Genomic DNA, 24,816 nt, shown 5'->3' with positions numbered 1-24,816 from the left:
GGCACGCCGGGGCGGGGCACGCCGGGGCGGGCTGCCGCGCTCGCGCGGGCGGGGACCACGGGCGGGTGGCAGGCACGGCGGGAGGTGGGTCAGTCGGGGTCGGGTAGGACCGGCAGGTGGAGTCGGACGGTCAGGCCGGGGTGGGCGTCGTCGAGGGTGACGGTGCCGCCGCCCCGGCGTACCAGCTCGCGCACGATGGCCAGGCCGAGTCCGGCACCGCCCGCGTCCCGGGCCCGCCCCTCGTCCAGCCGGGCGAACCGGCGGAACACCCGCTCCCGGTCCGCGACCGGGATTCCCGGTCCGTCGTCGGTCACCGTCACCAGGTGGTACGTCCCGTCGGCCGCCGGTTGGACCGCCAGCACCACCCGGGTACGGGCGTGCCGGACGGCGTTGTCGACCAGGTTCCCCAGCACCCGCCGCAGTTCGTCGGGCACACCGACGGTCCACACCGCACCCGCCGCCGCGACGACGGTCACCTCCGGCGACACCGCCCGACCCGCCCCGACGACGGCGCCCTCCGGCGACTCACCCGCCCCCACGACGGTGGCCTCCCGCGGCCCGGCCGTACCCGCGACGACGGCGGCCTCCGGCGACCCGACAGTCCCGGCGGTCGGGCCGGGCCAGCGGGCGGCGACCTCGGTGAGCAGGGCACCCAGCTCCACCGGCTCCGCCGCGCGGAGGTGGTCGACCTGGTGTGCCGGCTCCTCGTCGAGGCGGGCGAGCAGGAGCAGGTCGTCGACGAGCCGGCCCAGCCGTTCGGTGTCGGTGAGCAGGTCGGCGGCGACGGCAGGCCAGTCGGTACGGTCACCGAGGCGCTGGGCCACCTCCAGTTCGGTACGCATGTTCGTCAACGGGCTGCGCAGTTCGTGTGCCGCGTCGGCGAGGAACGACCGTTGCCGGGCGCGGGCCGCCGCCAACCGGTCCAGCATGTCGTTGAGGGTGACCGCCAGCCGGTGGATCTCGTCCTGGGAGGCGGGTACGGGCAGCCGGCCGGCCGCGTCCCGCCCGGTGATCTCGGCGGCCCCGCTGCGTAGCGCCTCGACCGGGCGCAGGGTGGCCCCGACCACCCGCCAGGCGACCACCGCGAGCAGCCCCACCAGCAGCGGGAAGGCGACCAGTAGCACCGTACGGGCGGCCTGGGTGGCGTGCCTGACGTCCACCGTGGAGCGGCCCACCAGCACGGTCACCGGCTCCCCCGCCGACCGGGCGGGTACCGCCACCACGCGTACCGGCCCCTCCCAGCCGAGCCGTTGGCCGGGTACCACGGTGCGCTGCCGGCCGGTGCCGGTGAGCTGGTCGGGGCGGACCATCGGCACCAGCCGGTCGGCGTCGATGGAGGCGGCCCGGATCCGCCCGGCGGAGTCGACCACCTGGACCCGTAGCTGCCCACCGGCCACCGGCAGCGGATCGGGCAGGGCGTTCTCCCCGGCCAGTCGGGCGACCGCGTCGGCGGTGCGGAACGCCTCCTCGTCGACGGTGCGTTGCAGCGTCCAGCCGAGCGCCACCAGCAGCACCACCCCGCCGAGGGCCAGCCCGACCGACAGGCCGGCCACGCCGAGCACCATCAGCCGGGCGCGCAGCCCGAGCGCCGACCAGCGCAGCCGGCTCACGGGATCAGCCGGTAGCCGGCGCCCCGGACGGTCTCCAACCGGTCCCGGCCGATCTTGCGGCGCAGGTAGCCGACGTACACCTCGACGGCGTTCGGGGCGGTCCGCAGGCTGGCGTCCCAGACGTGGTCGAGCAGTTCGGTCTTGGAGATCACCTCGCCGGGGCGGCGGATCAGGTATTCGAGCAGCGCGAACTCCCGGGCGGTGAGCACCACCTCGGCGTCGGCCTTCGTGACCCGGCGGCGGGCCGGGTCCAGCCGCAGGTCCCCGACGGCGAGCACGGTCGGCCGTTCCGGTGCGCCCCGGCGCAGCAGCGCCCGCAGCCGGGCCACCAGCACCACGTACGAGAAGGGTTTGGTCAGGTAGTCGTCCGCTCCGCAGTCCAGCCCGTCGGCCTGGTCGTACTCGCCGTCCTTGGCGGAGAGCATCAGCACCGGCAGCCAGTGCTCGTCGGCGCGCAGCCGGCGGACCACCTCGTAGCCGGACAGGCCGGGGAGCATCACGTCGAGGATCATCGCGTCGTAGCCGCCGTGCCGGGCGGCGTCCAGCCCCGCCGGGCCGGTGCCGGCCGTGTCCACCACGAACCCCTCGGCTGTGAGGCCACGTTGCAACGCCGCCGCCAGCCGGGCCTCGTCCTCCACCACCAGCACCCGCATCGTCCCAGCGTGCCACCTCGACGCGACGGACCGGCACGCCGTCCTCAGCGGGCTCACAGCAGCGAACCGGCAGGATGGTCGCAGGAGGTGCGCTCATGTCCGTACTGAAGAACCGTTCCACCCTGCGGTGGCTGGTGCCGCTGACCGCCGCGGTCACCGTCGTCGGTGGGGGTGCCGCGATCGGCACGTTCGCCGCGAACGCCGAGCCGGCCCTGCCGCCGCGCAGCGCCGCCCAACTCCTCGTCGACCTGCAGACCGCCCGGCTGGACGGGTTGTCCGGCACGGTGGTGCAGCGGGCCGACCTCGGGCTGCCGCCGCTGGCCGGGCTGGCCGGCGGGGACGCCGCGCTGCTCACCGGCACGCACACCCTGCGGGTCTGGTACTCGGGGCCGGACCGGCAGCGGGTCGCGTTGCTCGACACCCTGGGCGAGCGGGACGTCATCCGTTCCGGTCGGGACGTGTGGACCTGGGACAGCAAGGCCAACACGGCGACGCACCGGACGCTGCCGGAGTCGACCGGGCGGGCGGCGGAGGGCGCGTTGCCGGTCACCCCGAAGGACGCCGCCGAGCAGGCGTTGGCCGCCGTCGACCCGAGCACGCTGGTGACCACCGGCCGGTCGGCCACGGTCGCCGGTCGGGACGCGTACGAGCTGGTGCTCACCCCCCGTGACGAGGCGTCCCTGGTGCACCAGGTGCGGATCGCCATCGACGCGACGGAGCACGTGCCGCTGCGGTTCGAGGTGCTCGCCGACGGGGCCGACCGGCCGGCGTTCGAGGTGGCCTTCACCCAGGTCGACTACCGTCGTCCCGACGCCGACCAGTTCACCTTCAACCCGCCGCCCGGGGTGAAGGTGTCCGAGGAGACCACCGGCCGGCCGGGGTCGAAGGCCGGTCCGCACCGCAAGGAGGGCAAGCCGGGCGCGCAGCGTCCGGGGGCCGGGGACGCGGGTCTGCGTACCGTGGGGACGGGCTGGACCACCGTGCTGGTGGCGCGGACCGGCGCGGCGGACGTGGCGCGGACGCCGGCCGGTGACGCGGCGAAGCCGGGACCGGCCGACGGCCCCGGCGCGGCGCAGGCCCTCGACCTGCTCAACGGGTTGCCGAAGGTCAGCGGGGACTGGGGCAGCGGTCGGTTGTTCGCCGGGAAGCTGTTCAGCGTGCTGCTCACCGATGACGGGCGGGTGCTCGCCGGTCTGGTGACGCCGGAGCGGCTGTACGAGGCGGCGCGGGGCTGATCCCGCACGTCACGACCCTCGGGGGTCCGGGTCGGCGCGAGCCGACGCGGGCCCCCGTCGCCGTGTCCGGCATGGGTTCGGAGTCGTGTCCGGCGTGGGCTCGGAGTCGTGTCCGGCAGGCTTGGTGGGGGCCGCCGCAGGCGGTATCTTGAACAGTTCCCGAAATGCAAAAAGGAACGGCTGAAGAGCCATTCCATGCGTGATTCTAAGCGACGAGGAGACGGCTTGTCAACGCACCCGGACGAGCTGCGACAACACGACGACGAGATCGGCCGCGAGCAGGAGTACGTCTCGATGCTCTACGGCCGGCTGGACGCCATGCGTGAGCAGGCCGCCCGGCGGCTCACCGACGAGCTGCGCGCCGGTGGCGGCGGCACCCAGCAGGACCGCTCCCAGCGCGACAGCGCCGTCCAGATGTACGCCGACCAGGTCGAGCAGTTCTCGGCGGTCGAGCAGGGGCTGGCCTTCGGCCGGCTCGACGGGGCCGACGGCGGCCGGCACTACATCGGCCGGATCGGCATCTTCGACACCGAGGGCGACTACGACCCGCTGCTGATGGACTGGCGTGCCCCCGCCGCCCGGCCGTTCTATCTCGCCACCGCCGCCAACCCGCAGGGCATCCGGATGCGGCGGCACCTGCGCACCCGGGAGCGGAAGGTCACCGGCCTCAACGACGAGGTGCTGGACATCGAGACCGCCTCCCCCACCGGCCACGAGGAACTGACCGGTGAGGCGTCGCTGCTCGCCGCGCTCAGCGCCGGCCGGACCGGCCGGATGCGGGACATCGTGGAGACCATCCAGGCCGAACAGGACCGGATCATCCGGGCCGACCTGCCCGGCGTGCTGGTCGTGCAGGGCGGCCCCGGCACCGGCAAGACGGCGGTCGCGCTGCACCGCGCCGCGTACCTGCTCTACACCCACCGGCAGCAGCTCTCCACCCGGGGCGTGCTGCTGGTCGGGCCGAACGCGACGTTCCTGCGCTACATCTCGCAGGTGCTGCCGACGTTGGCCGAGACGGGTGTGCTGCTCAGCACCCCCGGCGACCTGTTCCCCGGGGTCAGCGCCCGGCGCACCGAACCGGCCCGGACCGCCGCCCTCAAGGGCCGGGCGGTGCTGGCCGAGGTGCTCGCCGCCGCCGTCCGCGACCGGCAGTGGGTGCCGGACGAGCCGATCGAGATCGAACTGCCCCAGCGGGAGGTGCTGCGACTGGACCCGGAGACGGTACGCCAGGCCCGTGACCGGGTCCGGCGTAGCGACCGACCGCACAACCTGGCCCGCGCCCTGTTCGACATCGAGATCGTGCACGCCCTCGCCGACCAGGTCGCCGAGCGGATCGGGGCGGACCCGCTCGGCGGGGACAACCTGCTGGAGGAGGCGGACCGGGCCGAGATCCGTCGGGAGCTGCGCGAGGAACCGGAGATCACCGCCGTCCTGGACGAGTTGTGGCCGGTGCTCACCCCGCAACGGCTGCTCGCCGACCTGTACGCCGCGCCCGAGCGGATCGCGGCCGCCGCGCCGATGCTCACCGACGACGAACGCGCCCTGCTGCACCGCGCACCCGGCGGTGGCTGGACGCCGGCCGACGTGCCGCTGCTCGACGAGGCCGCCGAGCTGCTCGGCGAGGACGAGCGGGCCGCCGCCGCCCGCCGGGAACGCATCAGGTCCTTCCAACGCGAGTACGCCGAGGGCGTGCTGGAGATCGCCAGGGGTTCCCGCTCGATCGACGTCGAGGACGAGGCCGAAGGCGGTGAGATCCTCGGCGTCACCGACCTGATCGACGCCGATCGGCTGCTGGAACGGCAGGAGGAGACCGACCGGCTGACCACCGCGCAGCGGGCCGCCGCCGACCGACGGTGGGCGTTCGGGCACGTGATCGTGGACGAGGCGCAGGAGTTGACCCCGATGGCCTGGCGGCTGCTGATGCGCCGCTGCCCGAGCCGGTCGATGACGATCGTCGGGGACGTGGCGCAGACCGGGGCGCTGGCCGGCACCCCGTCCTGGGGCGAGGCGCTGGAGCCGTACGTGGCACGGCGCTGGCGGCTGGAGGAGCTGACCGTCAGCTACCGCACCCCGGCCGAGATCATGGCGGTGGCCGCCGAGGTGCTCGCCGGGATCGACCCGGAGCTACGCCCGCCCCGCTCGGTACGCCACAGCGGCGTGCCGCCGTGGGACCGGACTGTCACGGCGGGCCGGCTCGGCGCGGAACTGGTCGCGGCGGCCCGTGCGGAGGCCGCCGACCTCGCCGGTGGCGACGGGGACGGCCACCCCGGCGACGGCGGCGGCCGACTCGGGGTGATCGTGCCGGCCGGGCGGGCCGACGAGTTGGCGGGCGTCGTGCTGGCCGCGATGCCCGAGGTGGCCGTGGGCGAGCAGCCCGAGTTGGAGAGCCGGGTGGTGCTGCTCACCGTCGGCCAGGCCAAGGGGCTGGAGTTCGACTCGGTGCTGGTGGTCGACCCGGACGGGATCGTCGCCGAGTCGCCCCGGGGCCGCAGCGACCTCTACGTCGCGTTGACCCGCGCCACCCGACGCCTGGGCGTGCTGCGCCCGACCGGCTGACCGCCCGCGCGGCCGGGTCGGGGGGCGGGCCCCTCCGACCCGGCCGCCGGGGCGTCGGCGGCGGCCGGCGTCAGTCGTCGGAGAAGTCGCCGATCTCGACGGCGCTGGCGGACTGGTCGCTGACCGGGCCGCCGGTCGGGGTGCTCAGGCCACCGGTGGTGGCGTCGCCGATGGTGGTCGGGGCCACCGTGCCCGGATGCCGTTCGGGTTGCCGGGCCACCCGCCGGACGCTGGCCGGCCCGGCGGTGCCTCCGGTGGTGGTGACCGCGCCCTGACCCCGGGTGGGGCCGCCGTCGCGCAGCACCTCCGGGTCGACCGGCACGTCGGCCACGTCGTCCGGGTCGTCCTCCTGTAGTGCCCGGGTCACGTCGATCTGGGGCACGGTCACCTCGTCGAGGGCGCCGGGACCGTACGCCCCGGCGGTGAGCCGTTCCTCGGCCTGGCGGGTGGACTCCCGCATCCTGTCGTCGCTCACGTTCCTCACCTCACAGGGTGTCGGTGGAACCCACTGCGTGCCCGGGGGCCCGACCACCAAACACCACCGCCCTTGGCCCGGCCGGACACCACCGCTTTCTGCCGGCCGGGGCGGCGCGTACCACGGTCGGGGCACCGGGCTGCGGACCCGGCGGGTGGCGGATTTTCGGCCGGAGGCCGGTGTTACCTGCTCCGGGTCGGGGGGTAGACCCAGGGTGCCCCCGCCACAGCAGGTGAACCGTGCCGTGGCCGACCGCGGTAGCGGGGCGAGGGAGTGCAGGTACTCATCAAATCCTGAGGAGGACCAGATGAGCACGCAGGCTGCATCCACCAGGCCCATGAACCGGCCGATGCAGGACACCGCCCAGCGCAACGCCATGATGAACGACCAGACCCGGCAGATGCCGATGATGCACGACGGGCACCGGGAAGCGATGCCGTCTCCGGGTACGGAGACCAAGCAGTCGTTCCTGACCACCGAGTTCTGGGTCTACGCCGCCGCCGTCGCGGTCGTGGTGATCTCCGCCTTCTGGCGTGGCACCACCACGAACGGCCTGAACATCAACAACCCGACGCAGGCGTGGTGGTTCCTGACCGCCCTGACCGGCGCCTACCTGGTGAGCCGGGGCCTGGCGAAGGCGGGTTCGGCGCGGCGTTCCGGCGCGGAGCGCAAGGGTCGTCGCTGACACGGCTGACCCGAGCAGCGTGAGCTGCTGAGCACGATGGCCCCCGGGATTCCTCCCGGGGGCCATCGCTGGTCCGCGTCGGCCGCCGCACGGCGGCCCGCCGGTGTCGGGCGCGATCCTCAGCTCACTCGTCGTCGCCGAAGTCGCCGCCGTCGTCGTCGCCCTCGAAGGCGTCGTCGAGAAGTTCACCGGCGACGAGTCCACCGGCGACACCGAGTGCCGCGCCGGCCACCACGCCGCCCATCCCCGGCCCCCGGCCGTGGTGACCGTGGCCGTGGCCGTGCATCGGGTAACCGTGGCCGGGGGCACCGAAGCCGGAGGAGGCGCGCAGGTTGCCGTACGTGGCGGTGGTCTCGCGCAGCCAGCCGTCGACGACCTGGGCCCAGTCGACCCGGTCGACGTCGCCGTGGGAGACGGTGTACCTGCCGAACACGTCGTGCCCGGAGCTGAGGAAGCCGCCCCGCTTGTCGCACTCCAGCACCACCTCGACGCCGTGCGGGCTGGTCACGAAGGTCAGCTCCACCTCGGAGATGACCTGCGCGTACTGGGGCGCGGCGAAGAACTCGATCTCCTGGTAGAACGGCAGCGTCTGCTGCGAGCCCCGGATGTGTCCCCGCTCCAGGTCGGCGTGCTTGAACCGGAAACCGAGCTGCTGGAACGCGCCGAGGATGCGCTCGTGCACCGGCAGCGGGTGCACGTTGACCTGGTCGAGGTCGCTCTTGTCGACCGCGCGGGCGATGGCCAGCTCGGTCCGCAGCCCCATGGTCATGCCGTGCAGGCGCTGCCCGTAGACGTCGGTGATCGGGGTCTCCCACGGCACCGGGAACTGGAACGGGATGGCGAGCTGCTGCTTGGGGGCGAGCTGGAGCGGGCCGCTGACCACCATCCGGTGGAACTCCATGACGCCTGCGTACTCGCTGTCGCCGCCCTCGATCTCGACCCGGGTGACCAGGCCGATGCCGATCTGCTCGATGTTGGCGGGGGCGTCCCCGCCGACCAGGTTCACGTTGCCGTCGAGGGTCAGGCCGGGCCGGGTGTTCGGGTTGGCCAGGACGGTGTCGACGCTGGGCCCGCCGACCCCGAACGCGCTCAGCATCTTCTTGAAGACCATCGGAACTCCCGCTTCACGGTCGGCGCACTCCACCGTGGAGCACGCACGGTTACCCGGCGCACCCTAACCGCCAGGACTGTGAAGTGCCTGAAAGGACGCACCGGGGCGGGCCAGCAGCACCAGCACCACGCAGGCCGCCACGAAGAAGACCGCCATGGCCGAGGCCATGGGCAGCAGGGTGGCGTACCCGAGGAGACCGGTGAGCGGCGTGACCAGCGCGCCGGCGAGGAAACCCAGGCCACCCTGGAGCGCGGCGGTGGTGCCGGCGGAACGCCGGCCCGCCTCCTGGGCCAGCGCGGTGCTGGCCGGGAGGGTCAGGCCCATGCCGGCGACCACCACGGCGAGCAGCGTCCACGGCACGGCCAGCGGCCCCCCGGCCCGCCGGTCGACCAGGGCGACGACCAGCAGTACGAGGGTGGCCACCGTGGACGCGGCGAGCCCGGCGGCCCGCAGCCGGCCGGCACCGACCCGCCTGACCAGCACCCGGAACAGCAGCCCGGCGGCGGCCATCCCGGCGGCGTTGGTGGCGAAGATGAGGGTGTAGCGGGACTCGTCCACCCGGTAGGCGGTCTGGAAGACGAACGCCGAGCCGCCGATGTAGGTGAAGAACCCGGCGATGGCCAGGCAGAGCACGACCAGGTTGGTGAGCACCGTCCGGTCGCGCAGCAGCCCGGTCATCCGGGCCAGCGCTGCGTGCGGCCCACCGCCGTGCCGGCGGTGCGCGGGCAGCGTCTCCGGCAGGCCGACCAGCGCGGCCACCGCCATCGCCGCCCCCAGCCCGGTGAGGGCGAGGAAGACGGTACGCCAGGTGCCGTGGTCGAGGATCACCCCGCCGACCGCCGGTGCCAGCACCGGGCCGAGAAACGTCACCGAGGCGATGCTGCCGAACCGGGCGGCGGCATGGTCGCCCTGCCACGCGTCGGTCACCATCGCCCGGCCGAGCGCCACCCCGGTGCCGGCCGCGATCCCCTGCCCGAGCCGGGCGAGCACCAGCACCCCGGCGGTCGGGGCGGCGGCGCAGAGCAGCGACAGCAGGGCGAAACTCACGGTGCTCACCAGGACGATGCCGCGCCGGCCCCGGCTGTCGCTGACCGGGCCGAGCAGGAGCTGACCGGCGGCCACACCGATGATGAAAGCGGTGAGCGTCAACTGCGCCATGGTGGCGCTGGTGTCCAGGGAGCGCCGCAGTTCGGGCAGGGCCGCGATGTACGCGTCGGTGGCGAACGGCCCCACACCGGTCAGCAGCACCAGCGCGACCATGGAGGGTTTGCCCGCCGCCCGGCCGGGTGGGTGCGACCTGGACGGCGTCTTCACCTGCGGTGGTGTCACCCATGGACCGTAGTCCCGTGACCGGGCGGGCGCAGGGTTGTGGTGTCGGGCCGCCATCAGGCGCGTCCGGGCCTATCCGGCGTCGTCGACGAGCAGTCCACGCAGGACGCTGCGTACCGTCGCTTCGAAGAGGTCGCGGGGCGCGGACGGTGACGGGTCGGCCATGGCGGCGACCAGGTTCGGGTAGGCCGCCAGGTCGATGCCGGCGAAGCCGACCGGCGGCGCGGCGGACTCCTGCCGGGCGAACAGCGACGTCACCCCGGTCATCATGGCGATCGCCTCGAACTTGGTGGTGGTCGCCGCCGGCACCGGCCGCAGGACGGCCAGGCAGTGGTCGAACCAGGCCAGGCTCTGCGGGCCGGGGGCGGTCGGCCGGGGCAGGACCTCCACCAGCCAGGGGTGCCGCCGGTAGAGGTCGAGTTGCCGCCGGGCGAGGCGCAGCATGGTGTCGAGCCAGTCGTCGCCGGCTTCCGGGTAGGGGCGCAACTCCCCCGCGGCCCGGTCGACCATCAGGTCGAGCAGGTCGTCGCGGGAGGACAGGTAGCGGTAGAGCGAGCCGGCACCGGTGTGCAGCGCGGCGGCGACCGCCCGCATGGAGACCGCGCCGATGCCGTCGGCGTCGGCCACCACGATCGCGGCGGCCACGATCTCGTCCCGGGAGTGCGAGGGCACGGGGCCGCGCTGCCCCCGGGCGGGCCGGGACCAGATCGGCGGACGCGCTGGCTCGTCGGGTGAGGTCACCGCTACACTCTAAAACTGCAAACGCCGTTCGCGGTTTCGATGTCGGGGAGGACGAGATGGAACAGCACTGGACCGTGCAGCGGGTACCGGCGGCCGACCACGCCGAGATCGTGCTCCACTCCACCGGCAGCGGGCCGGGCATCGTCGTGGTGCACGGCGGCGGCGTCACCATCGGCATCTACCGCCGGTTGGCCCTGCGGCTGGCCGACCGGTTCACCGTGCACCTCTACAACCGTCGCGGGCGCGACGACGCGGCGGCCCGTGCCGAGCCCTACGACGGCGAGCAGGACGTCGACGACCTCGCCGCGCTGCTGACCGCCACCGGGGTCGGCAACGTGCTCGGCCACAGCGGCGGCGGCTTCGTGGCCCTGCGCGCCGCCGCCCGAGGGCTGCCGATCGACCGGCTCGCCCTCTACGACCCGGCAGTCCAGGTCAACGGCCTGTTCCCGCTCGACTGGGTGCCCGCCGCCCGCGCGGCGGCACACGCGGGCGACATCGCCCGCGCCATGGCGATCACCGGGGCCGGCCTCAACACCCAGTCGGCCACGTCGCGCCTGCCACTGGCCGTCCAGGTGGCCATCTGCCGGCTGTTTCTGCGTACGCCGATCGGGCGCGGCATGGGCGAGCTGCTGCCGTCCACCCTGGACGAGAGCGCGCTGATCCAGCACCACGACAGCCCGCCGCAGCGGTGGGCCGGCGTCACCGCCGAGGTGCTGCTGGCCTGCGGCGGCAGCGGCCCGCCCTACTACCGGCCGATCACCGAGGCGCTGGCCGGGGCGCTGCCGCACGCCCGCACGCTGGTGGTGCCGCGCGCCGGTCACGACGCGCTCAACCGGGCCCCGCAGCACCTGGTCGACGCGCTGGCCGAGTTCTTCACCACCCCGGTCACCTCGCAGCGGGCCCGCTCCTGACCAGCCGGCGGACGGCAGGCGGGCCGGCGTCAGCCGTGCGACAGGGCCGGCGTCGGCCCACCGAGGTGCCGGTTACGCCGACCCCGCCCACCCTCACCGACCGGTGAGCACCGGCGACGTGATCACCGACAACTCCAGCACGGCCGGCAACGCCGCCACACCCGGACCACCGGCCCGAACCCAGGCGACCAGATCAGCCACCACGGCGTCGTCGGCGACAAGCCCGAACCAGACCGGCCGCGCACCGTGACGCCGCGCGGCCGGACCGGGCTGCACCACCATCACGTTGGACTGCGCGCACACGTCCAGGCACAGACTGGTCCGCACCCGATGATCCGGCTCCAGAGCCTCTCGTAGACCGTCGAGCTGCGCCCCGTGATCGACCGTCGGATGCTTGGTCCGGCTGCCGCAGCAACAGTCGCGGCACACCGTCACCGTGCAACCCTCGGTCAAACCCGTTCCTCCCGTAGTGCCCCCTCACCACGGTAGCCGCACCTCCGCCTTCGACCGGCCCAGAACTCGTCCGCGACGATCCACGGGGTTGCGCACCCCTCTCGGCGGCTACTGGCCCGTACGTCCATCGATGCATTCGCGGAGCAGGTCCGCATGGCCACAGTGCCGCGCGTACTCCTCGACCATATGGATCAGGATGTCGCGGACGCTGACCTGCTCGCCGTTGGCCATGCTGACCATCGTGCCGAGATCGGTCACCGAATCCAGCCACCTGTCAGCCATGGCGATCTGCTCTCGCCAGGTGGTGAACGCATCGTCCACGACGTCCGGGTCAGCCACCGCACCGTCGAAGTCCCGGTCGGGTTCCTCCGTGGACCAGTGCAGCGGCGGCGCGTCCAGGTTGCCCTGCAGGATCCGGTAGAACCAGTTGTGCTCCACGGCGGCCATGTGGCGGAGCAGGCCGAGCAGGCTCATCGTCGACGGCGGCACCGACCGGGAGGCCAACTGCTCCGGTGAGAGGTCTTCGCATTTCATGCCCAGCGTCAGGCGGTAATTGGACAGGTAACCACGGATGGTCGCCAGTTCGCCCTCAGGGCTGACGGCGGACCTGGGGTCCGCTTCGGGTTCCGCCCACATGCCGTGGTAACCGACGTGCCGCTGACTGGTCATGCGTGCACCCTTCCCGATGGCTGCAATCCTGCCAAACCCGTTTCCGTGGGCGTCCGTGTTGTTGCCGACGCGCTCACCTCGGCAGGAGCGAATGGCTGGTGGTGGCGTCTCCGCCCACGAGTGCGGTCACCGCATCCAGAAGGTCGCCGGAAGGGCTTCGACGTCGGTCGCGGACCGCTCCAGCAGGGCCGCGATGGGCAGCAGCGCGGTCGCCGCAGCATCCCCGGCGTCGGCCAGGTGACGGATCACGCCCGCCTGCCGCCGGGCCCGCTGCGGTACGGCAGCGGCGAACCCACCCCGGTCACCCTCGTAGCCGTACGCGTCGAGCAGCAGGCGTAGCCGGCGGGCCCGCTCGCGCAGGTCGTCGTCGCTCAACGGGCTGCCGTCGCGCGATGATGCCAGCGGCACCCAGGTCAGCGCGGAGAACGCCAGGTCCCACTCCCGCGACGACGGGCCGGCGGTGTCCCAGTCGCAGAACCCGACCAGCCGGTCACCGTCCACCACCGCGTTGTAGGGGGAGGCGTCCTGGTGCCCGACGACCAGCCCGGGGCCCATCGTGCGGCCGACGAACCAGCATTCGTCGGGCGGCGGGGTGAAGTCGGCGGTCAGGTCGTGGACCCGGCGCAGCCACCGGCCGACCTGGACGAGCATCGCGTCGGCCCTCGCCCAGTCGGGCCAGGGCTCCCGGCCGCCGATCGTCTCCCCCGGCAGATAGCTGAGCATCTCGCGGCCCTGGTCGTCGAAGCCGAGGGCGCGGGGAGCGGCGTCGAACCCGGCATCCTCCAGATGTCGCAGCACCGCGTGCACGGTGGTCGTCCACCGCGACGCCCGCTTGTGTACGACACCATCGATCGACACGGCACCCGTGGTGTTACCGCCGGGAAGCACCTCTTCACGCATCTGCCCGGTATACCGGGCGTCACGACGCCGACGACACTGAATTTGGTACGACCGGACCCGACCACGGCCCGACTGTCCCACCCCTGTGGTCGAATCCCGGCATGCACATCGTCGTCTGCGGGGCGCTCGTGGTGAACGACGCGGTCCTGCTGGTGCACCGCAGTCCGGCCCGCCTGGCGTACCCGGATCTGTGGGATCTGCCCGGGGGTCACGTCGACGCGGGCGAGTCCGAACGCCAGGCCCTCGCCCGTGAGCTGTGCGAAGAGGTCGGCGTCGAGATCGTCGCGGAGTCCTGCTCCCGGCTGGGCGAGCTGCGGTCCGGCAGCGGCGAGGACGCCGTACGCGTGGGTGTGTGGCACGTCGGAGCCTGGCTCGGCTCCCCCACCAACCGCGCGCCCGACGAGCATGACGACCTCGGCTGGGTCGGGCTCAGCGAGCTGGGCGGCCTCCCCCTCGTGCACGGCGGCCTACCGGCGCTGCTCCGCGCCCTCGACCGGCCGCCCGCCTCACGCCTGATCGAGGAGGTGGCGTGACGGCAGGTAGTCGATCTTCGTGTCGGCGTAGACGCCGAGCGTGCCGTCGTCGAGGCACCGCAGGCCGACGCTGATCCAGCGCACCTCGCCGTCGGCACCGAGCGCGTAGCCGACCGCGACGGCGAACTGCTCACCCCCGCAGGGGCAGGAGCAGGACTCGTGACCCGCCTCGTCCCAGTAGTCGGCGCTGTCGCCGATGAAGGCGACCGCGCCGCAGGCGAGGCAGGTCCGTCGGGTCGCCTCCTCCTCGTCGATGTCGACGCGGAAGGCACGGCCGTCGCACCCGGCACACCGGGACTCCACCACCGTGGCGACCGGGTAGCCGCCGGCCGCGAAGTAACGGAGGTAGTCGGCGAGGTCGTCGACGTTCTCCCCGCGCCACAGTTTTCCGGACCTGTCGAGTGCCATCCCGGCATTCTGCCCGGTGCGGGCGGCGCGTCGGCCAGCGGACGACCCTCGTCCGGCTCAGACCCAGACGGTGGCCAGCCAGGTGGCGACGGCGGCGGTCACCAGCAGGACGATGTTGAGCCCGATCTGGCGGGCCTCACCCCGGGACAGGTGCACCGCGATGCCGCCGACCTGGATCAGGACGAACCCGACGGCCGCCGCGACCGCGAGCCAGGGTGCGATCCCGGTCAGCGGCGGCAGGATCAGGCCGGCCGCGCCGAGCACCTCCAGCACCCCGATGGTCCGGACCAACGGCATGGGTACGCGGTCGACCCAGCCCATCATCGGTTGCAACTGCTCCCGGCTCTGCGCGACCTTCTTGCCCCCGGCGTAGAGATAGAAGACGGCCAGCAGGGCGGCGACGATCCAGTAGGCGAGTGTCATGACGGGCCCCTCCGACTCCGAGCGCGATAGTTACGAGAAGGAACTAGCCACATCATGTGTCAGTATCGGAGGGCTTACAAAAGGCACACGGGTGTGCGTAAGGCACAGGGGGTGGTCATGTCGCAGTACGAACACACCTGCATGATCCGGGGCGACGGCGGCCGGACGATCCGGGCGATCCTCGACCGCATCTGCAACAAATGGACGCTGCTGATCGTGGCGACGCTCGACGCGGGCGCGCTGCGCTTCACCGAGCTGCACCAGCAGATCCCCGGCATCTCCCAGCGCATGTTGACGCTCACCCTGCGCCACCTGGAGCACGACGGCCTGGTGTCCCGCACGGCGTACGCGGAGGTCCCGCCCCGGGTGGAGTACGCGCTGACCCCCACCGGCAAGAGCCTCATCCCGCCCGCGCTGGCCCTCGCCGGCTGGGCCATCGAACACGTCCCCCACATCGAGGCCAGCCGCGCGTTTCACCAGAAACCCGCCAGATGACCCGGTCCGGTCCGCCCGGCTAGGCTGACCACATGCGGCAGGAATTGAAGGACCTGACCTTCTCCGACCACTCCGAGTGGTTCGGCGTGGGCCCGCTGTTGTTCGCCGTCCTTGCCGGCATCCGCGCGATCGTGGCCGATGAGCCCTTCGCCCGCTGGGCCTGGGCCGCCGTCGCCGTCATCATGCTGATCATCTGCGCCGTCTATGTGATCTGGGCGAGGAAGAAGCGCTCCTGAAACCCGAGACACATCGCTTTATGTCCAGTCGACTATTCACCAGGTTCGACCGGGTCGTCGTGCACGCCGACCTGCCCGCACCCCCACTGGCGGTGACCATCGGCTGCGTCGACCCGGGATACGCAGACCGCCGCGTGCGGGCGCACTACGACTTGCCGCCGATCGGTATGCTGACACCTCACCGCATACACATAGATCAAATAATCTTGATCGACCGCTTGGGGCGTCCGAAGTGAAGCCATATGAACGCAAGTCTGAGGTCGTAGAGGAGTGGGCCCTACTTGTCTTTCTGCTCGCCTGCTTCCTTCTTGCATTCTTCAAGGACATCTACCCCGTCCTCGACAAAAGCCTGACCGCCGCAGTTTTCGCAAGCGCTTTCTTCATCCTCAAGCAGATCCGCGACCTTCGCATCGAGGTGCGCTCTCTCGACGACCCTCCGGAGAAGCACTATCCTTCCGCGCGAGAGTTCTACGAGTCGGCCGCACGTGCCGTGACGCGCTCCCAGCACCAAATATGCGCCACATACTTCAGGAACAACAGGCCAACGAAAGACTTCGGCAAGGCTGCGGAACAATACTTCGACGCGGTTCTGAGGTTTGCGAAGGAGAAGGGGACGGTTCGACGCATAATAAAGGTGACCAACCCAGAACTTGCAGCGTGGTGCCGGGAGCAGGAAGCGCTAGACCGAAGCATTCCCAGGTACTACGTGAGAGTCCTCAACCCAGCCCAGGGCAACATGGAGCCCATGAACATGGCAATTATGGACAAGACTATCACCTACCTACTTTTCGCAGACCACACCGACACCCAACTTGGCGGCGTCCGGCCGACCGGAAAGCAATTAGCAGAGTTTCTCCAAGCGAGATTCGACGAGCATTGGAGGTTGGCTATTCCGATCAGGGATTACGTGGAGAGCGATGAATTCAAGTCGCTGTCACAGAGCGGTGGCAATACCAGGCGCGGTCGACCCTGAATGAACAACCCATCCTCACGCGCTGCACATGGCCACGCTCCAATGAACAGGTTGTGACGCGAGGCGAGAATACTCGCCCGCAGCGCCACGAGGGGTAGCAACATCCACGTCGCCACCCCTCGCCCCGCCCGAAGGGCTGCGGGTCACGCCCCGGTGAAGTCGAACTCGCCGCCCTTGACTCCACCGACGAAGGCCGTCCACTCGTCAGCCGTGTAGATGATCGTCGCCGCGTCACGCGCCTTGCTGTGTCGCACCGCCACCCGACCCGAGCCGTCGAGCAACGGCCCCGCCTCCACACAACTCCCGCCGTTGTCGTTGCTTTTCGTGCTGATGTGCCAGGCCACTGCCGGCAGACTCCCGCTCATGACAACCCCTCCACGACACTTGCGATCAACTGACCCGACTCACTGGTGCTCAGCGCAGCATCCCTCAGCCGATCGTATACGTGAACGAACTTCATTGATCTTGGCGCTTCCACATAAAGTCGCCCGGCGAGGTTCTCCACGTAGGCGACTGCCGGGTAGGGCTTCGGCAGAGTGAACACCGTGAAGGCTCCGTCCATGCCCGCATGGAGAGCCTTTGCAGACGGCAAGACCGAAATCTCCACGTTCCGTCGCGCGGCCAGTTCGAGAAGATGTTCGAGCTGTGCGCGCATGGTCGAGGGTCCACCAACCAACCGACGCAGGACGCTCTCGTCAAGCACGGCACCCACCTTGGCTTTCCCGTCGAGTACCTTCTGCCGCTCGATGCGCAACTCCACCCACCGGGCCACCGTCGCGTCAGGCACACCGGGCTCCTCCGCGTTGCGGATCACCGCTTCGGCATAGGCCCAGGTCTGCAGCAGACCGGGCAGCAGCATCGTGTTGTACGAGCCGATGTGCTCGGCGCGGCCCTCCAGCCACGGGTACTCGATGAAGGACGAGTCGACGACATCGCCGTAGTCCTCGTCCCAGCGGTCGGTGCGCCACACGTCCTCGGCCAGCGCCAACAGGCGGGCCCGCTCGGCGGCGTGGTGGAAGCCGTAGAGGTCGAGCAGTGCGACGACGTCGCCCTTGCGGATCGGCCAGTCCGCCCGCTCGTAGCGGCCGAGCGCCGACATGTCGCGTTGCAGGTGCTCCGAGACGAGCTTCAAGGTCATTCCGCGTTCTTCCCGGAGGGCGCGGAGTTGTTGCCCGAGCCACTGCGCGCGCAGGGTCCGTATGAACGGCTTGTGCGGCATGATCCACCTCTCGAAAAAGTTGACGAGGCCCGCGAAGGAACCATTGCTCCAGTTCCAACCCACTGGAAATGTGGCCTTCGGGTGAGGGTGATCACCGGCCCCCGGGGACGCCCGGTGCAAGCGCAGTAACCGCGGCTGTGCCAACAGCCGAGAAGGTGACGAGAGACGGCCTCGCGGATGGCAGCCGCATACCGGATCTCGTCGGGTCTCAACATGAAGCCGAATTCCGGCTCCGACCGACTTGCTGAATACCTATCACGGCGGCGCGGGTTCCCGCGACCCCGTACCCGTCAGGAGGCGACGAATGATCCGCGATGACGGCACGCTGCCGGCCCGGCTGCATCCGGTCCTGGTCCGCGACCACCAGTTCCCCGCCGCCGGCTTCGGCCGGCGCGGCCTCGACCCGCGGGAGGTACGCCGGTTCCTGCTCCGGGTCGCCCTGGAGCTGGCCAGCCTGCACCAGGAGGTGACCCGGCTGACCGGGGAGAACACCAGGCTCAAGCGGCTGCTGCGGGACCGCCGCAGCGCCCAGGCCAACCGTCCCCCGTGCTGAGTCACGACCCGACGACCGGTCCCCGCTACGTGCTGCACCTGCCCGTGACGGTCCCGACCGAGGAGCAGGCGTTGCGGTTCGCGTACGCGCTCGCGCGGTCGTTGGCGTTGGTGCCGGGGGTCGAGGTGGCCGGGGCCACCGTGTCGGCCGAGGACGCCCAGCACGTACGACGGTGGGTGTTCTGTGACCGGATCATGGCCGACCGGCGGCGCTGCCGGGCGCGGGCCGACCACGACGGGCCGTGCGACCCCGACTGATGAACCGGGGTCAGCCGACCTCGACGACGACCAGCTCACCGACCTGTTCGCCGATCTGCCGGCGGCCGTCCGCCGACAGCCCGGCGTCGGTGATCAGCAGGTCGGCCTCGGCCAGTGGGGCGATGGTGGCGATGCCGATCGTCTCCCACTTGGTGTGGTCGGCCAGCACCACCAGGTGCCGGGCCGCCCCGATCAGCCGCTTGTTGACCGCCGCCTCCAGCAGGTTGGGGGTGGTGAACCCGGTGCGCGGGCTCATCCCGTGCACGCCGAGAAAGAGCAGATCCACGTTCAGGGTACGGATCGCCGCCTCGGCCACCGGCCCGGTCAGCGCGTCCGACGGGGTACGGATGCCGCCGGTCAGCACCACCGTCTGGTCGACGCGCGGGTTCTGGTAGAGCGCGTCGGCGACCGGGATCGAGTTGGTCACCACGGTCAACCCGGGTACGTCGCCGAGCAGGGTGGCCAGCGCGGCGGTGGTGGTGCCGGCCGACAACGCGACGGCCATCCCGGGCTCGACCATCCGGGCCGCCCGGCCGGCGATGGCCCGCTTCTCGTCCTGCTGGCGGACCGACTTCGCGGCGAAGCCGGGTTCCTCGGCGGACCCGGGGCCGGCCAGGGTCGCCCCGCCGTGCACCTTGTCGACCAGCCCCCGTTCGGCGAGCACCTCCAGGTCGCGGCGGATCGTCATGTCGGAGACGCCGAACCGGCTGACCAGGTGACTGACCCGCACCCCGCCGCGCTGCCGGATCAGCTCCAGGATGGCGTTCTGCCGTTGCTGAGCGAGCATCGAACCTCCCAACCGCGCGGACGAGGGAACGGTACGCAGGTCAGGCCGCTGCGGCCGGGGACGGTTCACCCGCTGGGACCGCCCCGCTCACCGCCGGCTCCTCCCGGACCACGGCCACCTCGCCGGCCGGCACCCGCAGCGTGCCGCCGCAGGGCTGCCCGGTGAGCAGGTCGGTGCCGGTCACGTCGAGGGTCGCCTCGGCGTCGGTGTGGTTGACCACGAACAGCCAGGACCGGTCGTCGGCCCGGCGACGGACCACCTCGACGCCGGGCGGGGCGGCGGCAGGTGGGCGTACCCCGGCCTCGGTGAGCAGCCGGCCCACCAGGGCGTCGGTGGCCGCCTCGTCGAGCCGGGTGGCCAGGTACCAGGCGGTGCCGTCGCCGACCCGGTGCCGGGTCAGCGCGGGCACGCCCGGCAACGGACCGTCCTCGTAGGACGCGACGACCTCCGCGCCGGCCGGGTGCAGCCACTCGGTCCACACGTCGGCGGTGGACCCGTCGTCGAGGGCCACCCGCTCGCCTGCCAACAGCGGGAAGAACTCTTCGGTACGCACCCCGAGCAGGTCCCGGAACGCCCCCGGGTAGCCGCCGAGCCGGATGTGGTCGTGCTCGTCGACGATCCCACTGAAGTACGTCACCAGCGCCGTCCCGCCCCCGGCGACGTACCGGCCCAGCGCCTCGGCGTCGGCGTCACGGACCAGGTAGAGGGTGGGGACGAGGACCAGCCGGTAGCCGGACAGGTCGGTCGACGGGTGCACCACGTCGGCGGTGACCCCGGCCCGCCACAGCGCGTCGTAGAGCGCCCGCATCCGGTCGGCGTAGGTGACGTCGACGCTGGGGTGGGAGTCCAGCTCGACGCCCCACCACGCCTCCCAGTCGAACAGGATCGCCACGTCGGCGTCGACCCGGCTGCCGCGTACCTCGGCCAGGGCGGTGAGGTCGGCGCCGAGCCGGCAGACCTCGTCGAAGACCTTCGTGTCCGGGCCGGCGTGCGGGACGAGGGCGGAGTGGAACTTCTCCGCCCCGGCCCGGGAGGCCCGCCACTGGAAGAACAGCACCCCGTCGGCGCCGCGCGCCACGTGGGTGAGGCTGTTGCGGCGCAGCTGGCCGGGGGTCTTGGCGACGTTGCGCGGCTGCCAGTTGACCGCGCTGGTGGAGTGTTCCATCAGCAGCCACGGGTCGCCGCCGGCCACGCCCCGGGTGTGGTCGGCGGCGAACGCCAGGCCGAGGTGGGCGTTCGGGTCGGTGACGGTCAGGTAGTGGTCGTTGGCGACCAGGTCCACGTCGGCGGCCCAGGAGTGGTAGTCCATGTGCTTGATGCCCATGCCGATCATGAAGTTGGTGGTGACCGGCTGGCCGACCCGCCGCTTGAGCACCTCCCGTTCGGCGCGGAGCTGGGCGCGCTGGGCGTCGGAGGAGAAGCGCAGGAAGTCGAGTTGCTGGGTGGGGTTGGCGAAGGTGGGCGCGGCGCGCGGCGGGTTGATCTCGGCCCAGTCGTGGTAGCGCTGGCTCCAGAAGGTGGTGCCCCAGGCGTCGTTGAGCCGGTCGAGGTCGCCGTAGCGCTCCCGCAGCCAGTCGCGGAACGCCTCGGCGCTGACGTCGCAGTAGCAGTGCACGTTGTGGCAGCCCAGCTCGTTGGAGACGTGCCACATCACCACGGCGGGGTGCTCGGCGTAGCGGTCGGCGACCGTCTCGACTAGGGCGAGTGAGTGCTGGCGGAAGATCGGCGAGCTGGGGCAGTAGCCCTGCCGGCCGCCGGGCCACAGCACGGTGCCGTCGACGGTGCGCGGCAGCGTCTCGGGGTGCCGGTGGGCCAGCCACGGGGGCGGGCTGGCGGTGGCGGTGGCCAGGTCGACCCGGATGCCTCCGGCGTGCAGGACGTCGAGGGCGCGGTCGAGCCAGCCGAACTCGTACCGGCCGGGGGACGGTTCGAGCAGGGCCCAGGAGAAGATGCCGACCGAGACGAGGTTGACGCCGGCCCGGCGCATGAGCGCGACGTCGTCGGCCCAGACCTGCTCGGGCCACTGCTCGGGGTTGTAGTCGGCGCCGAAGTAGATTCCGTCGCCCTGCCAGCTGCCGTGTTGCCGCATGAGAGCAGAGCGTGCCCCTAGCGGTCGATCAAGTCAACACTTTCCAACACGGACCCGCTTTCCAACGTTTACCGCCAGGATCCCGTACGGCTTCGGCGATACCGATCCGGAGCTGCCCTCTTGACAGGCGCGTACGGACGGGTAGCTTCAAGCGCCACCGGGAGTTTGTGTTTGCCAATGTTCGTTCTCGGTGGATCTATGTTGGCATCTCGAACAGCCGCTCCCCCACCACTGACGGCCCTCGGGCGCAGCGCACCTCTTCTTCCGCAGGAGGCACCATGTCCCGTCCCCGCACCGAAGCCGAGTATCTCGCCCGGCTCGTACCGTCCTCCGTCGCCGGCATCGGACGACGTTCCCTGATCACCGGGGTCGGCGCGGGCGCGCTGCTCGGCACCGGGCTGCTCGCCGGTTGCGGCTCCGACTCCGGGTCGGGCGCCGACAGCAAGGAGGTGTCGGTCGGTTCCAACCAGTCCGACCCGCAGCCCAAGGGGGTCATCGCCAAGGTGATGGACGGGTTCAAGACCTCGTCCGGCATCACCACCAAGATCAACACCGTGGACCACAACACCTACCAGGAGAACATCAACAACTACCTGCAGGGCAAGCCGGACGACGTGTTCATGTGGTTCGCCGGCTACCGGATGCGCTTCTTCGCCGCCAAGGGACTGGCCGGCGACATCAGCGACCTGTGGGGCAAGCTCTCCGGCTACTCCGACGCGTTCAAGAAGGCGTCCACCGGGGACGACGGCAAGCAGTACTTCGTGCCGTCGTCGTACTACCCGTGGGCGATGTTCTACCGCAAGTCGGTCTGGAAGCAGCACGGCTACCAGGTGCCGACCACCCTCGACCAGCTCACCACCCTCAGCGCCCAGATGAAGCGGGACGGCCTCACCCCGATCGCCTTCGCCGACAAGGACGGCTGGCCGGCGATGGGCACCTTCGACATCCTCAACCTGCGGATCAACGGCTACCAGTTCCACATCGACCTGATGGCGGGCAAGGAGGCGTGGACCTCCGACAAGGTCAAGAAGGTCTTCGACACCTGGGCCGGGCTGCTCCCGCTGCACCAGCCGGACAGCCTGGGCCGCACCTGGCAGGAGGCCGCCCAGTCGTTGCAGCAGAAGAAGAGCGGCATGTACCTGCTCGGTCTCTTCGTCGCCCAGCAGTTCGGCAACGACGAGCAGGACGACATCGACTTCTTCACCTTCCCCGAGATCGATCCGGCCATCGGGGCCAAGGCCCTGGACGCGCCGATCGACGGCTACATGCTGGCCCGCAAGCCGAAGGCCGAGGCCAACGCCAAGAAGCTGCTGGAGTTCGTCGGCTCCAAGGAGGCCGCCGACATCACGGTGAAGAACGACCCGACCACGCTGGTCGCCAACAGCGGCGCGGACACCAGCGGCTACACGGCCCTGCAGAAGAAGGCCGCCGAGCTGGTCGGCTCGGCCACCGAGATCGCCCAGTTCCTCGACCGGGACACCCGGCCGGACTTCGCCTCCACCGTGATCATCCCGGCGCTCCAGCAGTTCATCAAGAACCCCAAGGACATCGACGGGCTGGTCAACAGCATCGAGAACCAGAAGAAGTCGATCTTCACCAGCTGACGGCGAGAGGGGGAGGACCGTCGTGTCCGACCTGCCCCTGATCCAAGCGGATCACGCCGTGTCGTCGCCGGCCACGACCACCCCCTCCCCGGGTGGTCGCGGCCGGCGGCTACGGCTCCTGTCCCGCACCGACCGCGTGGTGATCACGCTGATGGTGCTCGTACCGCTGCTGCTGGTGGTCGCGCTGGTCTGGCTGCCCGCGCTGGCCACCGTGGCGCTCTCCGGCACCGACTGGGACGGCATCGGGCCGCTCAGCGAGATCGACTGGGTCGGCGGCCGGAACTACTCCGACGTGGTCAACATCTACCCGCCGTTCGTGCCGGCGATGCAGAACAACCTGCTCTGGCTGGCCGCCCTGTTCGTGGTCGCCACCCCGTTCGGGATGTTCCTCGCCGTGCTGCTCGACAAGGAGATCCGGGGCAGCCGGTTCTACCAGACCGCGCTCTACCTGCCGGTGGTGCTCTCGCTGGCGCTGATCGGCTTCGTCTGGCAGCTCATCTACTCCCGCGACCAGGGGTTGCTCAACGCCGTCCTGGGCGGCCAGACCGACTGGTACGGCGACCCGAACGTCAACATCTGGGCGGTGCTGGTGGCGGCCGGCTGGCGGCACGTCGGCTACATCATGCTGCTCTACCTGGCCGGGCTCAAGGGCGTCGACCCGTCGCTGCGGGAGGCCGCCTCGGTCGACGGCGCGTCGGAGACCAGCACCTTCTTCCGGGTGATCTTCCCGGTGCTGCGGCCCATCAACATCATCGTGCTGGTGGTGACCGTGATCGAGTCGCTGCGCGCGTTCGACCTGGTCTGGGTGATCAACAAGGGGCGCAACGGGTTGGAGCTGATCTCCGCCCTGGTGACCCAGAACGTCGTCGGCGAGGCCAGCCGGATCGGTTTCGGCTCCGCCCTGGCGACGATCATGCTGGCGGTCTCGCTGGTCTTCATCACCATCTACCTGGCCGTCGTCATGAGGGAGAACCGGCGATGAGCGCGTCGACCGTGACCCGACCGCCGGCCCCGACGCCGACGGCCAAGCCGGCACCGCGCCGCCGGCCGCTGCGCCCCGCCCGGGTGGTGCTGCACCTGTTCCTCGGCGCGGTCGCCGTCGGTTGGCTCTTCCCGATCCTCTGGGCGGTGCTGACCTCGCTGCGCTCGTACGCCTACACCGCCGCCAACGGGTACGTCTCGTTCGGCGGGTGGACGTTCGACAACTACGTCACCGCCTGGCAGACCGCCGAGTTCGGCAAGCACTTCCTCAACTCGGTCTACATCACCGTCCCGGCGGTGCTGCTGACCCTGTTCCTCGCCTCGTGCGTGGCGTTCGTGATCGCCCGGTTCAGCTGGAAGCTCAACATCGTCCTGCTCGGGCTGTTCACCGCCGCCAACCTGCTGCCCCAGCAGTCGCTGCTGATCCCGCTGTTCCGGATCTTCACCGAGGTGCCGCTGCCCGAGTTCATGAGCGACTCGGAGCTGCTCTACGACAGCTACTGGGGGCTGATCCTGGTCAACGTGGCCTTCCAGTGCGGCTTCTGCGTCTTCGTGCTGAGCAACTACATGAAGGCGCTGCCCCGCGACCTCTACGAGGCGGCCATGGTGGACGGTGCGAGCATCTGGCGGCAGTACTGGCAGGTGACCATGCCGCTGTGCCGGCCGGCGCTGGCGGCCCTGGCCACCCTGGAGGTGACCTGGATCTACAACGAGTTCTTCTGGGCCACCGTGCTGATGCGTACCGGCGACAAGTTTCCGGTCACCAGCTCGCTGAACAACCTGCGCGGCGAGTTCTTCACCGACAACAACCTGGTGTCGGCCGGTTCGGTGCTGGTCGCCATCCCCACCCTGGTGATCTTCTTCCTGTTGCAGAAGCAGTTCGTCAAGGGCCTGACCCTGGGGGCGTCCAAAGGCTGAGTCACCGCACCC

Annotated in this window: 28 protein-coding genes; 13 read left to right on the top strand and 15 right to left on the bottom strand. The window is 71.1% G+C overall.

All coding sequences use genetic code 11. From position 1 onward, the window contains the following. Positions 1–89: 89 nt before the first annotated feature. On the bottom strand, positions 90–1,565 hold the full coding sequence (locus ACN268_RS30630) for a HAMP domain-containing sensor histidine kinase (RefSeq protein WP_421487038.1): 1,476 nt from the start codon (positions 1,563–1,565) through the stop codon (positions 90–92). Positions 1,566–1,606: 41 nt separating this feature from the next. Further along, on the bottom strand, positions 1,607–2,263 hold the full coding sequence (locus ACN268_RS30625; protein ID WP_088642184.1) for a response regulator transcription factor: 657 nt from the start codon (positions 2,261–2,263) through the stop codon (positions 1,607–1,609). Between the two features lie 95 nt (positions 2,264–2,358). On the opposite strand from ACN268_RS30625, the gene ACN268_RS30620 reads away from it, so the two are divergent. Next, on the top strand, positions 2,359–3,498 hold the full coding sequence (locus ACN268_RS30620; RefSeq protein WP_421486510.1) for a LolA family protein: 1,140 nt from the start codon (positions 2,359–2,361) through the stop codon (positions 3,496–3,498). Between the two features lie 195 nt (positions 3,499–3,693). Next, the gene (locus ACN268_RS30615; protein WP_421486509.1) at positions 3,694–6,054 is read left to right on the top strand and encodes a HelD family protein; all 2,361 of its coding nucleotides are present in this window, start codon (positions 3,694–3,696) and stop codon (positions 6,052–6,054) included. 70 nt (positions 6,055–6,124) lie between these two features. Here ACN268_RS30615 and ACN268_RS30610 read toward each other — a convergent pair whose 3' ends face one another. After that, complete coding sequence (locus ACN268_RS30610; protein ID WP_421487037.1) at positions 6,125–6,514, bottom strand: hypothetical protein; 390 nt, start codon at positions 6,512–6,514, stop codon at positions 6,125–6,127. Positions 6,515–6,929: 415 nt separating this feature from the next. On the opposite strand from ACN268_RS30610, the gene ACN268_RS30605 reads away from it, so the two are divergent. Next, positions 6,930–7,214 carry a hypothetical protein gene (locus tag ACN268_RS30605; protein ID WP_204924175.1) on the top strand — a complete coding sequence of 95 codons (285 nt, stop codon included), beginning with the start codon at positions 6,930–6,932 and terminating at the stop codon, positions 7,212–7,214. A 124-nt stretch (positions 7,215–7,338) separates the two neighbouring features. Here ACN268_RS30605 and ACN268_RS30600 read toward each other — a convergent pair whose 3' ends face one another. The 3 genes from ACN268_RS30600 to ACN268_RS30590 form a co-directional block, all read right to left on the bottom strand. After that, positions 7,339–8,325: a sporulation protein gene (locus ACN268_RS30600; RefSeq protein ID WP_421486508.1), complete on the bottom strand. Its 987-nt coding sequence runs from the start codon at positions 8,323–8,325 to the stop codon at positions 7,339–7,341. A gap of 63 nt (positions 8,326–8,388) precedes the next feature. Next, on the bottom strand, positions 8,389–9,654 hold the full coding sequence (locus tag ACN268_RS30595; RefSeq protein ID WP_421486507.1) for a Bcr/CflA family efflux MFS transporter: 1,266 nt from the start codon (positions 9,652–9,654) through the stop codon (positions 8,389–8,391). A 72-nt stretch (positions 9,655–9,726) separates the two neighbouring features. Next, a complete protein-coding gene (locus ACN268_RS30590) occupies positions 9,727–10,395 on the bottom strand; it encodes a TetR/AcrR family transcriptional regulator (protein WP_421486506.1) in 669 nt (222 codons plus the stop codon). Positions 10,396–10,451: 56 nt separating this feature from the next. Between ACN268_RS30590 and ACN268_RS30585 the strand changes: the two genes are divergently transcribed. Continuing rightward, positions 10,452–11,306: an alpha/beta fold hydrolase gene (locus ACN268_RS30585; RefSeq protein ID WP_421486505.1), complete on the top strand. Its 855-nt coding sequence runs from the start codon at positions 10,452–10,454 to the stop codon at positions 11,304–11,306. A gap of 93 nt (positions 11,307–11,399) precedes the next feature. On the opposite strand, the gene ACN268_RS30580 is transcribed toward ACN268_RS30585, so the two are convergent. The 3 genes from ACN268_RS30580 to ACN268_RS30570 form a co-directional block, all read right to left on the bottom strand. Next, positions 11,400–11,741: a hypothetical protein gene (locus ACN268_RS30580; protein WP_421486504.1), complete on the bottom strand. Its 342-nt coding sequence runs from the start codon at positions 11,739–11,741 to the stop codon at positions 11,400–11,402. 126 nt (positions 11,742–11,867) lie between these two features. Then, a complete protein-coding gene (locus ACN268_RS30575; protein ID WP_421486503.1) occupies positions 11,868–12,428 on the bottom strand; it encodes a DinB family protein in 561 nt (186 codons plus the stop codon). A 126-nt stretch (positions 12,429–12,554) separates the two neighbouring features. Next, on the bottom strand, positions 12,555–13,328 hold the full coding sequence (locus ACN268_RS30570) for a phosphotransferase (RefSeq protein WP_421486502.1): 774 nt from the start codon (positions 13,326–13,328) through the stop codon (positions 12,555–12,557). Positions 13,329–13,429: 101 nt separating this feature from the next. On the opposite strand from ACN268_RS30570, the gene ACN268_RS30565 reads away from it, so the two are divergent. Further along, complete coding sequence (locus ACN268_RS30565) at positions 13,430–13,861, top strand: NUDIX domain-containing protein (RefSeq protein WP_421486501.1); 432 nt, start codon at positions 13,430–13,432, stop codon at positions 13,859–13,861. Here the strand turns inward: ACN268_RS30565 and ACN268_RS30560 are convergent. Then, positions 13,835–14,269, bottom strand: coding sequence for a hypothetical protein (locus ACN268_RS30560; protein ID WP_421486500.1), 435 nt, complete (start codon positions 14,267–14,269; stop codon positions 13,835–13,837). The two genes, ACN268_RS30565 and ACN268_RS30560, sit on opposite strands and share 27 nt — an antisense overlap. A gap of 57 nt (positions 14,270–14,326) precedes the next feature. After that, positions 14,327–14,692 (bottom strand): DoxX family protein, encoded by a 366-nt coding sequence (locus ACN268_RS30555; RefSeq protein WP_421486499.1) that lies wholly within the window; start codon positions 14,690–14,692, stop codon positions 14,327–14,329. Positions 14,693–14,809: 117 nt separating this feature from the next. On the opposite strand from ACN268_RS30555, the gene ACN268_RS30550 reads away from it, so the two are divergent. The 3 genes from ACN268_RS30550 (at position 14,810) to ACN268_RS30540 (ending at position 16,396) form a co-directional block, all read left to right on the top strand. Further along, a complete protein-coding gene (locus ACN268_RS30550) occupies positions 14,810–15,187 on the top strand; it encodes a winged helix-turn-helix transcriptional regulator (protein ID WP_421486498.1) in 378 nt (125 codons plus the stop codon). Between the two features lie 32 nt (positions 15,188–15,219). Further along, positions 15,220–15,423 (top strand): hypothetical protein, encoded by a 204-nt coding sequence (locus ACN268_RS30545; RefSeq protein ID WP_421486497.1) that lies wholly within the window; start codon positions 15,220–15,222, stop codon positions 15,421–15,423. A 232-nt stretch (positions 15,424–15,655) separates the two neighbouring features. Beyond that, positions 15,656–16,396, top strand: a complete 741-nt coding sequence (locus tag ACN268_RS30540) for a hypothetical protein (RefSeq protein ID WP_421486496.1) — start codon at positions 15,656–15,658, stop codon at positions 16,394–16,396. 143 nt (positions 16,397–16,539) lie between these two features. Here the strand turns inward: ACN268_RS30540 and ACN268_RS30535 are convergent, their stop codons facing one another. After that, the gene (locus ACN268_RS30535; protein ID WP_421486495.1) at positions 16,540–16,761 is read right to left on the bottom strand and encodes a DUF397 domain-containing protein; all 222 of its coding nucleotides are present in this window, start codon (positions 16,759–16,761) and stop codon (positions 16,540–16,542) included. Next, positions 16,758–17,615 carry a helix-turn-helix domain-containing protein gene (locus tag ACN268_RS30530; RefSeq protein WP_421486494.1) on the bottom strand — a complete coding sequence of 286 codons (858 nt, stop codon included), beginning with the start codon at positions 17,613–17,615 and terminating at the stop codon, positions 16,758–16,760. The genes ACN268_RS30535 and ACN268_RS30530 overlap by 4 nt, the downstream gene beginning before the upstream one ends. Before the next feature lie 304 nt (positions 17,616–17,919). Between ACN268_RS30530 and ACN268_RS30525 the strand changes: the two genes are divergently transcribed. Together ACN268_RS30525 and ACN268_RS30520 are read left to right on the top strand one after the other, a co-directional pair. Next, positions 17,920–18,168, top strand: coding sequence for a DivIVA domain-containing protein (locus ACN268_RS30525; RefSeq protein WP_357537967.1), 249 nt, complete (start codon positions 17,920–17,922; stop codon positions 18,166–18,168). Further along, the gene (locus ACN268_RS30520) at positions 18,162–18,425 is read left to right on the top strand and encodes a hypothetical protein (protein ID WP_421486493.1); all 264 of its coding nucleotides are present in this window, start codon (positions 18,162–18,164) and stop codon (positions 18,423–18,425) included. Before ACN268_RS30525 ends, ACN268_RS30520 begins: the two co-directional genes overlap by 7 nt. 10 nt (positions 18,426–18,435) lie before the next feature. Here ACN268_RS30520 and ACN268_RS30515 read toward each other — a convergent pair whose 3' ends face one another. Beyond that, positions 18,436–19,212, bottom strand: a complete 777-nt coding sequence (locus tag ACN268_RS30515; RefSeq protein WP_421486492.1) for a DeoR/GlpR family DNA-binding transcription regulator — start codon at positions 19,210–19,212, stop codon at positions 18,436–18,438. A gap of 40 nt (positions 19,213–19,252) precedes the next feature. Then, entirely contained in the window at positions 19,253–21,301 is a 2,049-nt protein-coding gene (locus ACN268_RS30510) for a beta-galactosidase (RefSeq protein WP_421486491.1), read from the bottom strand. A gap of 278 nt (positions 21,302–21,579) precedes the next feature. Here ACN268_RS30510 and ACN268_RS30505 point away from each other — a divergent pair, with 278 nt between their 5' ends. From ACN268_RS30505 to ACN268_RS30495, 3 genes are read left to right on the top strand one after another with little or no spacing between them, the layout of a single operon-like run. Then, complete coding sequence (locus ACN268_RS30505) at positions 21,580–22,905, top strand: ABC transporter substrate-binding protein (protein WP_421486490.1); 1,326 nt, start codon at positions 21,580–21,582, stop codon at positions 22,903–22,905. Positions 22,906–22,927: 22 nt separating this feature from the next. Further along, positions 22,928–23,887: a carbohydrate ABC transporter permease gene (locus ACN268_RS30500; RefSeq protein ID WP_421486489.1), complete on the top strand. Its 960-nt coding sequence runs from the start codon at positions 22,928–22,930 to the stop codon at positions 23,885–23,887. Then, positions 23,884–24,804 (top strand): carbohydrate ABC transporter permease, encoded by a 921-nt coding sequence (locus tag ACN268_RS30495; protein WP_421486488.1) that lies wholly within the window; start codon positions 23,884–23,886, stop codon positions 24,802–24,804. The genes ACN268_RS30500 and ACN268_RS30495 overlap by 4 nt, the downstream gene beginning before the upstream one ends. The last annotated feature ends 12 nt before the right edge of the window (positions 24,805–24,816 follow it).

Origin of the sequence: Micromonospora sp. WMMD735 (assembly GCF_049178995.1) — a bacterium.
GTDB classification, from domain to species: Bacteria; Actinomycetota; Actinomycetes; order Mycobacteriales; family Micromonosporaceae; genus Micromonospora; species Micromonospora wenchangensis.
This window is presented reverse-complemented; position numbering and strand designations above follow the sequence as displayed.